The 14,146-nt window shown below is 71.9% G+C and carries 13 protein-coding genes; 9 read left to right on the forward strand and 4 right to left on the reverse strand.

The genetic code is table 11. The annotated features are described in order from the left end of the window. The first annotated feature begins 69 nt into the window (after positions 1 to 69). The 5 genes from ACIA5G_RS42205 to ACIA5G_RS42225 all read left to right on the forward strand — a co-directional run bounded on the left by ACIA5G_RS42205 (position 70) and on the right by ACIA5G_RS42225 (position 7,689). The gene (locus ACIA5G_RS42205; protein WP_395933938.1) at positions 70 to 4,446 is read left to right on the forward strand and encodes an amino acid adenylation domain-containing protein; all 4,377 of its coding nucleotides are present in this window, start codon (positions 70 to 72) and stop codon (positions 4,444 to 4,446) included. Beyond that, the gene (locus tag ACIA5G_RS42210; protein WP_395933940.1) at positions 4,443 to 4,706 is read left to right on the forward strand and encodes an acyl carrier protein; all 264 of its coding nucleotides are present in this window, start codon (positions 4,443 to 4,445) and stop codon (positions 4,704 to 4,706) included. The genes ACIA5G_RS42205 and ACIA5G_RS42210 overlap by 4 nt, the downstream gene beginning before the upstream one ends. Then, the gene (locus tag ACIA5G_RS42215) at positions 4,703 to 5,464 is read left to right on the forward strand and encodes a thioesterase II family protein (RefSeq protein ID WP_395933942.1); all 762 of its coding nucleotides are present in this window, start codon (positions 4,703 to 4,705) and stop codon (positions 5,462 to 5,464) included. Before ACIA5G_RS42210 ends, ACIA5G_RS42215 begins: the two co-directional genes overlap by 4 nt. Positions 5,465 to 5,466: 2 nt before the next feature. After that, the gene (locus tag ACIA5G_RS42220; protein WP_395933944.1) at positions 5,467 to 6,081 is read left to right on the forward strand and encodes a LysE family translocator; all 615 of its coding nucleotides are present in this window, start codon (positions 5,467 to 5,469) and stop codon (positions 6,079 to 6,081) included. A gap of 252 nt (positions 6,082 to 6,333) precedes the next feature. Beyond that, a complete protein-coding gene (locus ACIA5G_RS42225) occupies positions 6,334 to 7,689 on the forward strand; it encodes a lamin tail domain-containing protein (protein WP_395933946.1) in 1,356 nt (451 codons plus the stop codon). A gap of 38 nt (positions 7,690 to 7,727) precedes the next feature. Here the strand turns inward: ACIA5G_RS42225 and ACIA5G_RS42230 are convergent, their stop codons facing one another. Genes ACIA5G_RS42230 through ACIA5G_RS42245 form a run of 4 tightly spaced genes read right to left on the reverse strand, consistent with a single transcriptional unit; the run spans position 7,728 to position 10,856 of the window. Then, the gene (locus ACIA5G_RS42230) at positions 7,728 to 8,663 is read right to left on the reverse strand and encodes a 2,3-dihydroxyphenylpropionate 1,2-dioxygenase (protein WP_395933948.1); all 936 of its coding nucleotides are present in this window, start codon (positions 8,661 to 8,663) and stop codon (positions 7,728 to 7,730) included. Further along, positions 8,663 to 9,562, reverse strand: a complete 900-nt coding sequence (locus ACIA5G_RS42235) for an alpha/beta fold hydrolase (RefSeq protein ID WP_395933950.1) — start codon at positions 9,560 to 9,562, stop codon at positions 8,663 to 8,665. Before ACIA5G_RS42235 ends, ACIA5G_RS42230 begins: the two co-directional genes overlap by 1 nt. After that, the gene (locus ACIA5G_RS42240) at positions 9,559 to 10,065 is read right to left on the reverse strand and encodes a cupin domain-containing protein (RefSeq protein ID WP_395933952.1); all 507 of its coding nucleotides are present in this window, start codon (positions 10,063 to 10,065) and stop codon (positions 9,559 to 9,561) included. The genes ACIA5G_RS42235 and ACIA5G_RS42240 overlap by 4 nt, the downstream gene beginning before the upstream one ends. 14 nt (positions 10,066 to 10,079) lie before the next feature. Continuing rightward, complete coding sequence (locus ACIA5G_RS42245) at positions 10,080 to 10,856, reverse strand: SDR family oxidoreductase (RefSeq protein ID WP_395933954.1); 777 nt, start codon at positions 10,854 to 10,856, stop codon at positions 10,080 to 10,082. A gap of 41 nt (positions 10,857 to 10,897) precedes the next feature. Here ACIA5G_RS42245 and ACIA5G_RS42250 point away from each other — a divergent pair, with 41 nt between their 5' ends. The 4 genes from ACIA5G_RS42250 (at position 10,898) to ACIA5G_RS42265 (ending at position 14,098) form a co-directional block, all read left to right on the forward strand. After that, positions 10,898 to 11,698 (forward strand): IclR family transcriptional regulator, encoded by an 801-nt coding sequence (locus ACIA5G_RS42250; protein ID WP_395933956.1) that lies wholly within the window; start codon positions 10,898 to 10,900, stop codon positions 11,696 to 11,698. A gap of 98 nt (positions 11,699 to 11,796) precedes the next feature. Continuing rightward, complete coding sequence (locus tag ACIA5G_RS42255) at positions 11,797 to 13,293, forward strand: flavin-containing monooxygenase (protein ID WP_395933958.1); 1,497 nt, start codon at positions 11,797 to 11,799, stop codon at positions 13,291 to 13,293. Next, on the forward strand, positions 13,290 to 13,739 hold the full coding sequence (locus ACIA5G_RS42260; protein WP_395933960.1) for a cupin domain-containing protein: 450 nt from the start codon (positions 13,290 to 13,292) through the stop codon (positions 13,737 to 13,739). The genes ACIA5G_RS42255 and ACIA5G_RS42260 overlap by 4 nt, the downstream gene beginning before the upstream one ends. Continuing rightward, complete coding sequence (locus ACIA5G_RS42265; RefSeq protein WP_395933962.1) at positions 13,736 to 14,098, forward strand: nuclear transport factor 2 family protein; 363 nt, start codon at positions 13,736 to 13,738, stop codon at positions 14,096 to 14,098. The genes ACIA5G_RS42260 and ACIA5G_RS42265 overlap by 4 nt, the downstream gene beginning before the upstream one ends. Positions 14,099 to 14,146: the final 48 nt, after the last annotated feature.

The raw sequence follows: 14,146 nt of genomic DNA on the forward strand, positions 1-14,146 counted from the left end.
CCCACTGCGTGGACACACCATGCTGACCAGCAGTGACCTGTGTCGGAGACGGAGAGGAACGCGATCCGGATGGCCGCGCAACAAACGAGCGAACCCGCCGAGGGCAACAGCGACAGTCCCTTTCCGCTGACCGAAATCCAGTACGCGTACTGGGTCGGTCGCGGGCCGAACTTCGTGCTGGGCAACGTCGCGCCGCACGCCTACTTCGAGCTCGAAGGCCGGCGGCTGGACCCCGGCGCGCTGACCACGGCGTGGAACCGGCTCATCGACCGGCACCCCATGCTGCGCGCGGTGGTCGGCACCGACGGGAACCAGCGCATGCTGCCCGAGGTGCCCCGGTTCGTGATCGACGTCGTCGACCTGCGGGACGCGCCCGCGGCCGAGGTCGAGGGCAAGCTCGAAGAGATCCGGTCCGACATGTCGCATCGGGTGTACGACGCTTCGCAGTGGCCGCTGTTCGACGTGCGCATCACCCGCCTGGCCGACGCCGACCGCCTGCACATCAGCCTCGACCTGCTGATGGTGGACCTGGCCAGCGTCACGGTGCTGTTCAGCGAATGGCAGCTGCTCTGCGAGAACCCGGCGCACGAGCTCCCGCCGATCGACGTGTCCTTCCGGGACTACGTGCTCGCGCTGGAACGCAACGCGGACTCCCCGCGCACCCAGCGGGCCCTCGAATACTGGACGTCGCGCGCCGCCACGCTCGCGCCGCCGCCGGACCTGCCGCTGGCCGCGTCGCCGGTCGCGGTGCACAAGCCGCGGTTCACCCACCGCGAGTTCCAGCTCGACCCGGACGCCTGGAAGCGCCTGCGCGACCGGTCCGAGGAGCGCGGGCTGACCCCGACGACCGTGCTGGCGACCGCGTTCTCCGAGGTTCTCGCCGCGTGGAGCGGGACGCTGAAGTTCACGCTGAACCTGACGCTGTTCAACCGCCTTCCGCTGCTGCTCGCCGAAGACGGTGAAGGCCACCGGATCCTGCACCCGCACCTGCGCCGGGTGGTCGGCGACTTCACCTCGATCTGCCTGCTGGAGGTCGACACCGCCGAGGGCACGTTCGAAGAGCGCGTGCGCCGCACCCAGCGCCAGCTCCAGCAGGACCTGCGGCACCGGCACGTCAGCGCGCTGCACACGCTGCGGGAACGCCGCCGGCTCGGGCTGGACACCGCGTTCGGCACCATGCCGGTCGTGTTCACCAGCGGCCTGGGCACGGTCGCCGACGTCACCGGCCCGCGCGACTTCTTCGGCGACATCACCTACCGGATCAGCCAGACCCCGCAGGTCTGGTTCGACCACCAGGTCGTCGACTTCACCGGCTCGCTCGACCTGACGTGGGACGTCGTCGAGGAGCTGTTCCCGGCGAACCTGCTCGACGACATGTTCGCCGCCTACACCGGTCTGGTGGAACGGCTCGCGGCCGAAAGCGCCTGCTGGGACGGCGAACTGCGGGTCACCCCGCCGCAGTACCAGCTCACCGAACGCGACGAGGTCAACCGGACCGCGGGCCCGCTGCCCGCCGGCCTGCTGCACGAGCCGTTCCTGACCGCGGCCGCCGAGCACCCGGACGCCCCCGCCGTCATCACCAGCGCGGGCACCGTCACCTACCGCGAGCTCGCCGGCCGGGCGGGCGCGGTGGCCGACGCGATCCGGCGTTCGGGGGACGGCTCCCCGGTGCGCGACCGGCTGGTCGGCGTCAGCCTGGACAAGGGCCCCGACCAGGTCGCGGCCGCGTACGGCGTCCTGCTCGCCGGGGCGGCGTACCTGCCGGCCGGCGCCGGGCTCCCGGCGCAGCGGCGCAACGGGATCCTCACCGACGGCCAGGCGACCACGGTCGTCACCACCTCCCGGCTGGCCGACCAGCTCGACTGGACCGGCTGTGCCACCACGCTGGTGCCGATCGACAAGCTGACGGCCGTCGACGCCCCGCCGTCGAGCACCGCCGAGCCGTCGGACCTGGCCTACGTGCTGTTCACGTCCGGCTCGACCGGGCGGCCCAAGGGCGTGATGATCGAGCACCGGTCGGCGCTGAACACCGTCGCCGACATCACCGAGCGGTTCGGCGTGACCGCCGACGACCGCGTGTTCGGGCTGGCGGAGCTGAGCTTCGACCTGTCCGTGTACGACCTGTTCGGCGCGCTGGGCACGGGCGCGGCGCTCGTGCTGCCCGACCCGGACCAGGCCGGGGAGCCCGCGCACTGGGCCGAGCTGATGAGCGAGCACGGCGTGACCGTGTGGAACTCCGTGCCGGCGCAGATGCAGATGCTGGTCGACCACGTGGAAGCCGTCGGTGACGTTCCCGAGGGCCTGCGGCTGGTCATGCTCAGCGGTGACTGGATCCCGGTCGACCTGCCCGGCCGCATCCACGACCTCTGGCCGGACGCCACCGTGATCAGCATGGGCGGCGCGACCGAGGCGTCGATCTGGTCCAACTACCACCAGGTCGACGAGGTGCCCGAAGGCACGCGCAGCATCCCCTACGGCGTCCCGCTGCGGAACCAGCGGTTCCACGTCCTCGACGCGGGGCTGCGGCCCTGCCCGGACTGGGTGCCGGGTGAGCTGTACATCGAGGGCACCGGCCTGGCCCGCGGGTACTGGCGCGACCCGGAGAAGACCGACGCCAGCTTCCTGCGGCACCCGGTGACCGGCGTCCGGCTCTACCGCACCGGCGACTACGGCCGGTACCTGCCCGGCGGCATCATCGAGTTCCTCGGCCGCCGCGACGGACAGGTCAAGATCCGCGGGCACCGCATCGAGCTCGGCGAGATCGAAGCCGTGCTCGGCCAGCACCCCGGCGTCGACCGCGCGGTCGCGGTGAAGGCGGACGACGACGGCGCCGGCGCCCGGCTGCTCGGTTATGTCATCCCCGGCCGTGACGCCGTGGACGGGCCGGATTCCTTGTACCGCAAGGAAACCGCCGACCCGGCCGAGTCGGCGCAGACGTGGCGCGCCTTGTGCGAGGGCGCGCTGCCCGCCCCCGGCCCGTCGGCCGCGGAGCTGCAGGCGGCGTGGGCGCAGCTGAACGACGTGTACGCCCACGCGGCCGCGGTGGCCCTGAGCTCGTTCGGCGTGACCGACGAGGTCGACGTCCCGGCGCTGCTGCGCTCCGCGGGTGTGGCCCCGCGGTACGAGCGGTGGCTGCACCGCGCGGCCGTCAACCTGACCGAGCGGGGCATGCTGCCGGGTTCGCTGCCCACGGCCGTTCCGGACGAGCTGGTCGCCGCCACGCACCGTGTGCTCGGTGACAAGCTGGGCGTGCCGAGCGACCTGACCGACTGGCTGATGACCATCGCGGCGAACGTCGAAGGCGTGCTCACCCAGAACATGCACTCCGCCGAGCTGTACGCGAACGACCGCACCCCCGCGGTCTACGAGCACCTGTTCGGCCCGGTGCACCACGCCGCCGCCGAAGCCATCCGGCGGGTCACCGCGGCTTGGCCCGAGGACAAGCCGCTGCGGATCCTGGAGGTCGGCGCGGGTTACGGCACCTTGACCAAGCACGTCGTGCCGCTGCTGCCCGAACGGGCCGAGTACACGTTCACCGACATCTCGACCTACTTCACCGAGCGGGCGCGGGAACAGTACGCGGACTACCCGAACATCGGCTTCGACCTCTTCGACGTCGACAAGCCGGCCGACATCCAGGGTCTCGACGGCAAGGCGTTCGACCTCGTCATCGCGGGCAGCATGCTGCACGACGCCAAGCAGATCCGGCGCGCCGTGGGCAACCTGCGCTCGGTGCTGGCACCGGGCGGGATGCTGCTGCTGGTCGAGCAGACCGCGTTCCACGACTGGTTCGACCTGACCATGGGGCTGCAGCAGGGTTTCGACGGGTACGAGGACACCGAGCTGCGGTCGGCGCACCCGCTGCTCGACGCGGCCACGTGGTGTTCCGAGCTGGCGGAGGCCGGGTTCGCGGACACGGCCGTGCTGACGCCCGAGGGCAGCGGGATGGCTTCGGTCGGCTTCGACGTGATCGTCGGGCAGGCGCCGAACGAGAGCCGCCGGTTCGACGGCGAGCAGCTGCGCGCGTTCCTCGGGCTGCACCTGCCGAAGCACATGGTGCCCAGCACGATCCACGCCATCAACGAGCTCCCGCTCACCAGCACCGGCAAGGTCGACCGCGCCTCGCTCGCCAAGGCGCGCGGCCGGGCGTCGGCGGCCGGGCGGCCGGCCAAGCCGCCGCGCACCGAACGGCAGCGCAAGCTCGTCGAGATCTGGTGCACGGTGCTCGGCCTCAGCCACGCCGACCTCGGTGACGACTTCCTGGAAGCCGGCGGCGACTCGCTGCTCGCGGCCCGGCTGGTCGCCACCATCTCCTCGGCGTTCGGCATCACGGTCGCGGTCGCGACGGTGCTCGAATACCCGACCGTCGAACTCCTCGACGGTTACCTGGAGCAGATCCTCGGCGCTTCCGAGCTGCTTCCCGACGTTACGGAGATCGCATCGTGAACGCGCACGAGGAGGACCTGCGGGCGTGGCTGACGACGTTCGTCGCCGACGTCCTCGACATCGGCCCGGAGGAGGTCGACCCGGGCGCGCCGTGGGAGTCGCTCGGGGTCGACTCGGCGATGACGCTGGTGCTCGTCGCCGACCTGTCGGTGGTGCTCGGCCGGACCGTGCAGCCGATCGAGGTGCTCAGCAACCCGACGATCGACGCGGTCGTCGAGCACCTGGTGACCTTCGAAGCGGTGGGAGGCGAACGCTCGTGAAGCCCCGCCCCACCGGCCGGTGGTTCGTCCAGGGCCAGGCGCGGCCCGGCCGGCCCAAGCTGTTCTGCTTCCCGCACGGCGGCGGGTCGGCCGCGGAGTTCGTCCGCTGGTCGCGCCAGCTGCCTTCCGTCGAGCTGAGCGCCGTCCAGCTGCCCGGGCGCGGGTCGCGGCTGTCCGAACCGGTGTTGTCCACCATGGACGAAGTGGTGGCCGCGGTGGTCGAGGTCATGCCGACCACCGCGCCGTACACGGTGTTCGGGCACAGCCTCGGCGCGCTGGTGGCCTACGAGGTCGTCCGCGAACTGCGCCGCACCGGGCGCCGGCTGCCGGACCGCCTGATCGTCTCCGGCTTCCCGGCGCCCTCGACGCAGCGCACCGAACCGCCCGTGCACGGCCTGCCCGACGACGAGCTGATCGCCGAGGTGGCCACGCGGCACGGCGGCCTGCCCGGCGAGATCCTCACCGATCCCGAGCTGAAGGCCATGGTCGCCCGGTACCTGCGGGCCGACTACCAGGTGCTCGAGACGTACGAGTGGCGTCCCGAGGAGCCGTTGCCCGTGCCGCTGACGGTGTTCGGCGGCCGGGACGACTCGATCGGCGAGGACGAGCTGCGCGCGTGGCAGGAGCACGTGACGGAGGCGGTCACCGTGCGGCAGTTCCCCGGTGACCACTTCTACTTCCGGGAAAACCCGGCAGTGGTCCTGCGTGCGCTGGCCGCGGTCGTCCGGACGACCGCCGTCGCGGATCGGGCGGCGTAGCCATGTGGGTGTTCATCGCGGCCGCGCTCGTCATCATCATCATTCCCGGCCCGGACCAGGCCCTGATCACCCGGCAGGCCCTGGTCCGCGGCAAGGGGTCGGGCTTCATGACCACGCTGGGCGGCGCCACCGGCCTGTCCGTGCACGCCGCGGCGGCGTCGCTCGGGCTGACCGCGATCCTGGTGGCGTCCCCGATCGCGTTCACCGTGCTGAAGGTCGTCGGCGCGATCTACCTGGTGTGGATGGGCGTGCAGACCGTCCGCATCGCCCGCAAGGCGGCGACCAGCCAGCCGACCGGTGAGCCGACCGACCGGAAGCCGTTGCGCTGCCTGCGCAAGGGCTTCCTGACCAACGCGCTCAACCCGAAGCTCGCGGTGTTCTTCCTGACGTTCCTGCCGCAGTTCCTGCCCACGGACGGGCCGGTGCTGGGCAAGGCGCTGACCTACTGCGGGGTGTTCGCGGCGCTGTACCTGACCTGGTTCAGCCTGTACGTGTTCACGGTCGACCGGATCGGCGCCGTGCTTCGGCGGCCGAAGGTGCGCTCCGGGATCGAGTACAGCACCGGTGTGCTGCTGCTCGGTTTCGGGGTCGGGCTGGCGATCCAGGGGATTCCGTAGGGAATCACCCGGGGACGCATCGGGGCAGGCGAAGGCAGACGCCCGGTCCTCGGCGACAGCAGGGCGATGCACCCAATGTGGCGTTCGGTGCGTCCAACGCACCCAATGCCACATTGGGTGCATGGCGGCCGGGCCGAACCACCGGAGTTCGGCCGGAGTTCAGGGGAAACCCACCTGCGGGGGTACCGCCGTTCGGCCGGTGCCGGAAACCTCGGAGGGCCGTGTCCCCACGACCCTCCGAGGACGGACCCCTTGCTCCCATCGCGTGCACACCGCCGTGCCCTCTGCCTGATCGCCGGACCGGTGCTGGCCGCCGTCACCCTCACGGGCCCGGCGCAGGCGGCGGCCGAGACCGTCCGCATCAACGAGGTCGTGACCACCGGAAACGACTCGGTGGAGCTCTACAACACGGGCAGCGCCGCCGTCGACGTCTCGGGGTGGGTCCTCAAGGACGACAAGGACAGCTCGAAGTTCAAGATCCCGGCCGGGACAACCCTGGCGGCCGGCGCCTTCCGCGCGTTCGACGTCCACAACGCCTTCGGCCTCGGCGACGACGACGAGGCCCGGCTGTTCCGTGGCGACACGCTGGTCGACAGCTTCAGCTGGAGCAAGCAGTCCGATCCGTCGTGGTCACGCTGCCCCGACGGCACGGGCTCGTTCGCGAAGGCCGCGGTGACCTTGGGCGCCGCGAACAGCTGCGGAAGCACCACGGCGGCCTGGCCGGGCGGCAGCGCGGTGACCACAGCGGACGCGTCGAACGTCTTCGGTGAAGACCTCAGCGGCCTGTTCCAGGACGGCGGGGTGCTGTGGGCCGCGCAGAACTCCGGGAAGCTGTGGCGCCTGCTGCCCAACGGCTCGGGCGGCTGGAAGCCGGACACCGCGTCCGGCTGGTCGGCCGGGAAGACGCTGCGGTTCCCGGGCGGCTCGGGCAATCCGGACAGCGAGGGCGTGACCGTCACCGGGGCCGGGGTGTTCGTCGCCAGTGAGCGCAACGGTTCCGGCAGCAGCCGCACGTCCGTGCTGCGTTACGACGTCAGCGGGACCGGCTCCACCCTGACCGCCACGCGCGAGTGGAACCTGACCGCCGACCTGCCGCCGGTGGGCGCCAACCTCGGTTTCGAGGGCATCACCTGGGTTCCCGACGCGGCCCTGACCGGCGCCGGGTTCGCCGACGCCTCGACCGGCGCGGCCTACGACCCCGCGCACTACGGCGCCCACGGCGGCGGGGTGTTCTTCGTCGGGGTCGAGGGCACCGGCATGGCCCACGGTTACGTCCTGCTGGACTCGGGCGCCTTCACCCGCGTGGCTTCCTTCGCCGGCGGGATGAGCGGGGTCATGGAGCTGCAGTGGGAGCCGCAGGCATCACGCCTGTGGGCCGTCTGCGACGACACCTGCCACGGCCAGCACCGCACGTTCAAGATCGACGCTTCCGGGAAGTTCACCACCGCAGCCGTCTACAACCGGCCCAGCGGCATGGGCGACTACAACAACGAGGGCTTCTCGGTGGCGCCCGCGAGCGAGTGCGCCGGGGGCACCAAGCCGGTCTACTGGTCCGACGACAGCAACGACGGCGGCCACGCCCTGCGCAAGGGCACCATCACCTGCTGACCGGCGAGGCGGCGTCTTCCCCGGAAGGCGCCGCCCGGTCAGGCCACCGGGAAGGTGGTGCCGATCCCCATGCCGGTGATCCACTCGGGCACCGGCTCGTAGCTGGTCCACACCAGCGGCGCCCCCGCCGCGACCTGGCCGATCAGCCAGCAGCGCACCTCGTGGCCGCCGGTGCCCGCGGACTCCTCCAGGCCCTCGTGCCCGAGCTGCGTCACCGCTGCGGCGTCGTCCTCGGCCAGGCGAGTCAGGAACCAGTTGTCCCAGTCGGTGTTCACCCGGGCTCCCGGGTCGCCACCCATCGCGCGGACACGGGGTTCGCGGGCCGCCGCGAAGGCGTGGACGTCCGCCCGGCCGTGGATCAGGGATTCGCGGCGCTCCCCCGCCACCGCCGGGTCGCGGGGGTCGTTCGACGGCAGCCAGTGTGACAGCCCGCCGCTCGCCGCCACCAGGACGCGGCCGGGGAAGTCCGCCGCACGCAGGGCCGCGCCGAGCGCGTGTCCCAATCCGACACACCGCTGCAGGGTCGGCAACGGCGGCGCGGCCGTGTTGACGACCAGCGGCACCATCGGCAGCGACGTGCCGCCGGTGATCATCTCGTAGGTCTGCACGATGCCGTGGTCGACCGTGAGCGAATACGACAGCGACACGTCGAACCCGGCATCGGTCAGTCCGTTGTGGACGGACCAGGCCAGCGGGCCCGCCACCGGCAGCGGGCCTTCGGTGCTGCCGAAGTCCCCGAACCCCACCGCGTGTTCGACACCCAGGACGAAGGGCGGCATCACGTCGTAGAAGTTGCCGTGGAAGTGGTCGGGGCCGAGCACGACGATCGCGTCGGGCGCGAGGACTTCGACCGCGCGGCGGACCCGGGCGGCGTCCGCGAGGAACTTCGCGCCCGGCCCGCCGTCGGCCGGCGGGGGCAGCAGCGTCGCGAACGGGCTGTGCGACATGCCGGCGAACCCGGCGATCTCGGCCATCAGGACGGGTCCTCTCCGGACAGCAGCCAGGTGCGGTGGACGTCGAGGAACTCGGAAACCTTCTCCCACTGCGGCCAGTGACCGGCGTCGTTGATGACGTGCAGCCGTGCGTCGGGCAGCCAGCCGAGCAGGAGGTCCGCCTCGTCGAGCCCGCCGGTCGGGTCGTGGCTCGTCCACAGCAGCAACGTCGGCGCCTTCACCCGCGACACCCACCACGGGTCCCACGCGAAGTCCTTGCGCACCTCGGGATCCTGCAGCACCAGGGTGTTGCCGATGGCCTGGACGAAACCCGGCCGGGAGTAGATCCGGCGGCGCAGGTTCACCAGCTCGTCGGTCACCATCTCCTTGTGGTGGAACAGGAACTCCACCCGGCGGCGCACGGTTTCGTCGCTGGGGTCGAGCACCGCCGCCATCGTGCTGTCGCGCATCCGCGCCATCACCTCGGGCTTGTTCGCGATGTTGCCCGGGGTGTTCAGCACCAGCCGGTCCACGCGGTCCGGGTGGTGCGCGGCGGTCCAGGCGACCACCCAGCCGCCGAGCGACTCACCGGAGAGGTGCGCGCGTTCGATACCGAGAACGTCCAAAAGGGACACCAGGTGTGCCGAGAGGACGTCGATCGTGTACGGCCGGTCCGGCAGGTCCGACCAGCCGTGGCCGACCATGTCGTAAACCGTGACGCGGAAGTCGCGGGCCAGGCCGGCCAGGTCGCGGGCGTAGGCCTCGAGGTGCCCGCCGGTGCCGTGCAGCAGCACCAGGTCCGGGCCGGCGCCCGCTTGCAGCACCCGGGTCCGCACCGGACGGCCGTCCACCGGCACGTCGACGTAGCGCAGGGTGTGCTCGAGCTCGCCCAGCTCACCCCAGATGCCGACGTGGTCGGGGATCGGCGGAGTTGTGGTCACTGGTCCTCCCGGTGGTCGAAGCGGGCGCGGGCCTCGGCCAGCGTCGCCAGGCCCGCGCTCTGGCGGCGGCCGAGCCCGAACAGGCCCAGCAGCCGCGAGTTCTCGATGGTCAGGAACTCGACCGGGTGCTCGGCCGAGTTGTTGTGGTGGCGGTGCCAGGTCCACGGCGGGGTGTAGACGAACGAGCCGGTCGTCCAGCTGACCACTTCGTCTTCGATCTCGCTGCGACCGTCCCCGGTGAGGACAAAATGGACGGTCTCGTGGTGGTGACGCTGCATGTCCGAGCTCTCCCCGGCCGGGATGACCTGGCGGAACAGCTCGAACGTCGTGGTCGGCAGCGTGCCGGCGATCCGCAGTGACGTCGGGTTCGGGACGGTGCCCGGCGGGATCTCTTCGAGCTCGTCGTCGTGCACCACCAGCGGACGTTCACCTCCCGGGCGAACGGTGTGGGCGATGCTCGCGAGGAAGTCGGTCATGGCGAAGCCGGGTCCGGTCGTGGTCATCTCGCACCTTCCGCTCAGGCGGGACATTCCGTGCGGCCGCCGTCGACGGTCAGCACGGTTCCGTTGACATACCCTGCTTCGGCCGAGGCCAGGAACGCCACCGCGGCCGCGACCTCCCCGGGCGCCGCGGCCCGGCCGGCGGGAATGGCGGCGAGGTCCTCGGCCATCGCGGTCGCGACGTCGACCCCGGCCGCGCCGGCCCGGCTGCGCACGATCTCCAGGCGCCGCGCGGTGAGCGTCGCTCCGACGGCCACGCAGTTGACCGTGACACCGCGGTCGGCGTATTCGAGGGCGGCCAGCTTCGCCGCCGACGTGGTCGCCGACCGCAGCACCGTCGACGCGGCGAGCCCCGGCTGCGGCTGCCGCACCGCCGTGGAGCTGATCACGACGACCCGGCCGAACCCGCGTTCGGCCATCCCGGGCAGCGCGGCGCCCATGAGCGCCAGCGGGCCGAGGACCAGCAGGTCGAGGTTGTGGTGCCACTGCTCGGCGGGGACGTCGAACACCCGGCCCGGCGCAGGGCCGCCCGCGTTGGCGACCACCACGTCGAGCGAGCCGTAGCGCGCCCGCACGCGGTGCACCGCGTCGGCCGACGCGGCCGGGATGGCGAGGTCGCAGACGACGTGGTCGACACCCTGGCCGAGTGCCGACGCGGTTTCCGCGAGCGTCGCCTCCGTGCGGCCGGCGAGCACCACGCGGTGTCCCCTGGCGAGCAACGCGGTCGCGCAAGCGGCGCCGATGCCACCGGCTCCGCCACCGACGAGGGCGACGCGGGTCTGGTTGGTCTCCATGATGTGACCTACATTCGGGCCATGACCTCCGACGGCCAAGGATGAGTCCCACTGCCCGGGACTCGGACGCCTCGGCGTCCGGGGCGCTGGAACGCGCCGCCGCGCTCCTGGACGCCTTCGACGCGTCGCACCGCGAGCTGACCCTGGCCCGGCTCGTCGAACGCTCGGGGCTGCCCCGCTCGACCGTGCACCGCACCGCGGCCCGGATGATCGAGCTCGGCTGGCTGGACAAGCCGGGCGAGAAGTACCGGATCGGCCGGCGCCTGTTCGAGCTGTCCGGCCTGGTGCCGGTGCGGCACGAGCTGCGTGAAGCCGTGCTGCCCTACCTGCAGGACCTCTACGCCGCGGCCAAGACCACGGTGCAGCTCGGTGTGCTCGAAGGCACCCGGGTGCTCGTGGTCGAGAAGATCAGCGGGCACCGGCAGCTGCCCATGCTCGACCAGGTCGGCGGGTTCATCCCGGCGCACTGCTCCGGCCTCGGCCGCGCGATCCTCGCCTGGTCGGACGCCGAAACGGTGGACGCGGTGGTCGCCGGCGGGCTCACCCGGCGTACGCCGCGCACGATCACCAGCGCCGACGCCCTGGCGCGCGAGCTCGCCGTGGTCCACGACAGCGGCTGGGCCTACGACCGCGAGGAGGGCAATCCCGGCATCAGCTGCGTCGCGGCCCCGATCTTCGACTTCACCGGCAACGTGACGGCCGCCCTGTCGGTCACCGGGCCCAGCGCCGCCGTGCAGCCCGACCGGATCGGGCCCGCGGTGCGGATGGCGGCCGCCGCGGCCAGCCGCGCGTACTCCGCCCGGCGGTGGGCGGTCACCCGGCCGGAGCTGCCGTCCCAGTGACTAGGACTGCCGGTTGGCCCCTCGGCCGCCGCTGTTCCACGCTGTGGCGCACGCCGAGCCGGGTTCCCGGCACGGCTGCCGGACGAGGAGGACCAGGCATGCGCGTCGCGATCATCGGGGCCGGGCTGGCCGGGCTCACCACGGCCAAGGTGCTGCTGCAGGCCGGGCACGAGGTCGAGGTCTTCGACAAGGCGCCGGACGTCGGCGGGGTGTGGAGCAGGACCCGGCGCTACCCCGGGCTGACCACGCAGAGCCCCAAGGCGCAGTACTCGTTCTCGGACTTCCCGATGCCGCGGGAGTTCCCGGAATGGCCCGGGGGCGCCCAGATCCAGGAGTACCTCGCGGCCTACGCCGACGCGTACGGCGTCACCCCGCATGTGCGGCTGGGAACCACGGTCGAGTCCGTGGTCCCCGAAGGCGCGCGGTGGGTGGTGACCACCGGGGCGCAGGGGGCCTCGGTGGTCGACCGGGTGGTCGTCGCGAACGGCGTGTTCTGCGAGCCCGCGCTGCCGGAGTACCCCGGCCGGGCGGAGTTCGAGGCGGCGGGCGGGCGGCTGCTGGCCGGTTCGGACTTCCACGACGTCGAGGAAGCGCGCGGCAAGCACGTGCTCGTCGTCGGTTACGGCAAGTCGGCCTGCGACGTCACCGTGGCGCTCTCCGAAGTCGCCGAGAGCACCGACGTCATCGCCCGGCAGCTGCTGTGGAAGGTCCCGCGCAAGATCGCCGGGGTGCTCAACTTCAAGATGCTGCTGCTGACCCGGATGGGCGAGGCGCTGTTCCGCTACCGGTGGCTGCGCGGCTTCGAGAAGTTCTTGCACGGCCCCGGAAACCGGATGCGGCGCGCGATGCTGAACTCCATCGGGACGGTGTCGGTGCGGCAGTTCGGGCTCGCCCGCCACGACCTGGTGCCGCGCGGCCGGATGGAGGACATCGTCAAGAACGCGATCGGCCTGGCGACCGAAGGGTTCTTCGAAGGGGTCGCCGACGGTTCGATCCGCGTCCGTCGTGACCAGGTGATCAAGCGGCTGTTCGCCGACAACGGACCGAAGGCCGAACTGGCCGACGGCACGGTGCTGCCCGCCGACCTGGTCGTCTGCGCGACCGGTTTCACCCAGGGCGTCCCGTTCCTGCCCGGCCCGGTGCAGAAGGAGCTGTTCGACGAACGCGGGAACTTCCTGCTGTACCGGCAGATCCAGCCGTTGGCCGCGCCGGGCTTGTACTTCAACGGGTACAACTCCTCGTTCTTCAGCCCGCTCAACGCCGAGATGGCGGCGCTGTGGATCGCGGCCGACCTCGCGGGTGCGCTGACCCTGCCGGACGAGGCGGCCCGGCGCGCCGACGTCGTCGCCCAGCTCGCCTTCCTGGACACCGCGACCGCCGCGCACCACTGCCGCGGCACCAAGATCATCCCGTTCTCGATCCACAACGTCGACGAGGTGCTCGGTGACCTCGGTGTGCAGATCGGCCGCTTCACCCGCTTCACGCACTGGCTGAACCCGGTGGCCCCCGCGGCCTACCGGTCGCTCACGCCCGCCGTCCTGGCCCGGCTGGCGGACACCCCCGAACCGGCTCTGACCCCAGGAGGACCCCGATGAGCACCGCGACCGGCCACCACGTCATCCACCCCGGCGACGGCACCAACCTCGGCGCGATCGGGCTGGGCATCCACGCCCGGCTGACCGGCGCCGACACCAACGGCGCGTATTCGCTGTTCGAATACGTCGTGCCGCCCGGCCTCGGCGGCCCGCCGACCCACATCCACAGCCGTGAGGACGAGCTGTTCACCTGCGTCCAGGGCCAGGTGGAGGTCGAGCTCGACGGCGTCCGGCACGTCCTCGGCCAGGGGGACTCCCTGCTCATGCCGCGCGGGGTGCCGCACGTGTTCCGCAACCCGTTCGACGAGGAGACCCGCATCATCGCGGTGGTTTCCCCGCCGGGGCTGGAGAGCTACTACCGGGAGCTGTCCGAGCTGCCGCCCGGGCGCGACATGAAGCTGGTGGCGGAAGTGATGACCCGCTACGGCCTGGCCCTGCAGAAGTGAACCGCGAGCGGATGGTCCGTGAGATGTGCGCGGCGGTCGACGCGGGGGACGCTCCGGCCTTCGCCGCGTGGTTCACCGACGACGCGACGTACGTGTTCGGCAACAACGAGCCGCTGACCGGCCGGGCCGCGATCACCGCGGCCACGGCCGGCGCGGCGGGCGCCCTGCCCTGGGTCCACCACGTGGTCGACCAGGTCGCCGCGGTGGGCGACCAGCTGTTCTGCCGCTTCACGATCACCACCGCGGCCCCGGACGGCAAGTCGCTGGCCCTGCCGTGCGTGACGGTGATGTGGCTGGACGGCGACCTGGTGTCGGACTACCGCGTCCACATGGACCTCACACCGGCGCTCACTGGGTGATCTGCACATCTCCCCGGTCACCCGGTGGGGACTTTCCCCATGGCCAGA

This window comes from Amycolatopsis sp. NPDC051758, assembly GCF_044453095.1.
GTDB lineage: Bacteria > Actinomycetota > Actinomycetes > Mycobacteriales > Pseudonocardiaceae > Amycolatopsis.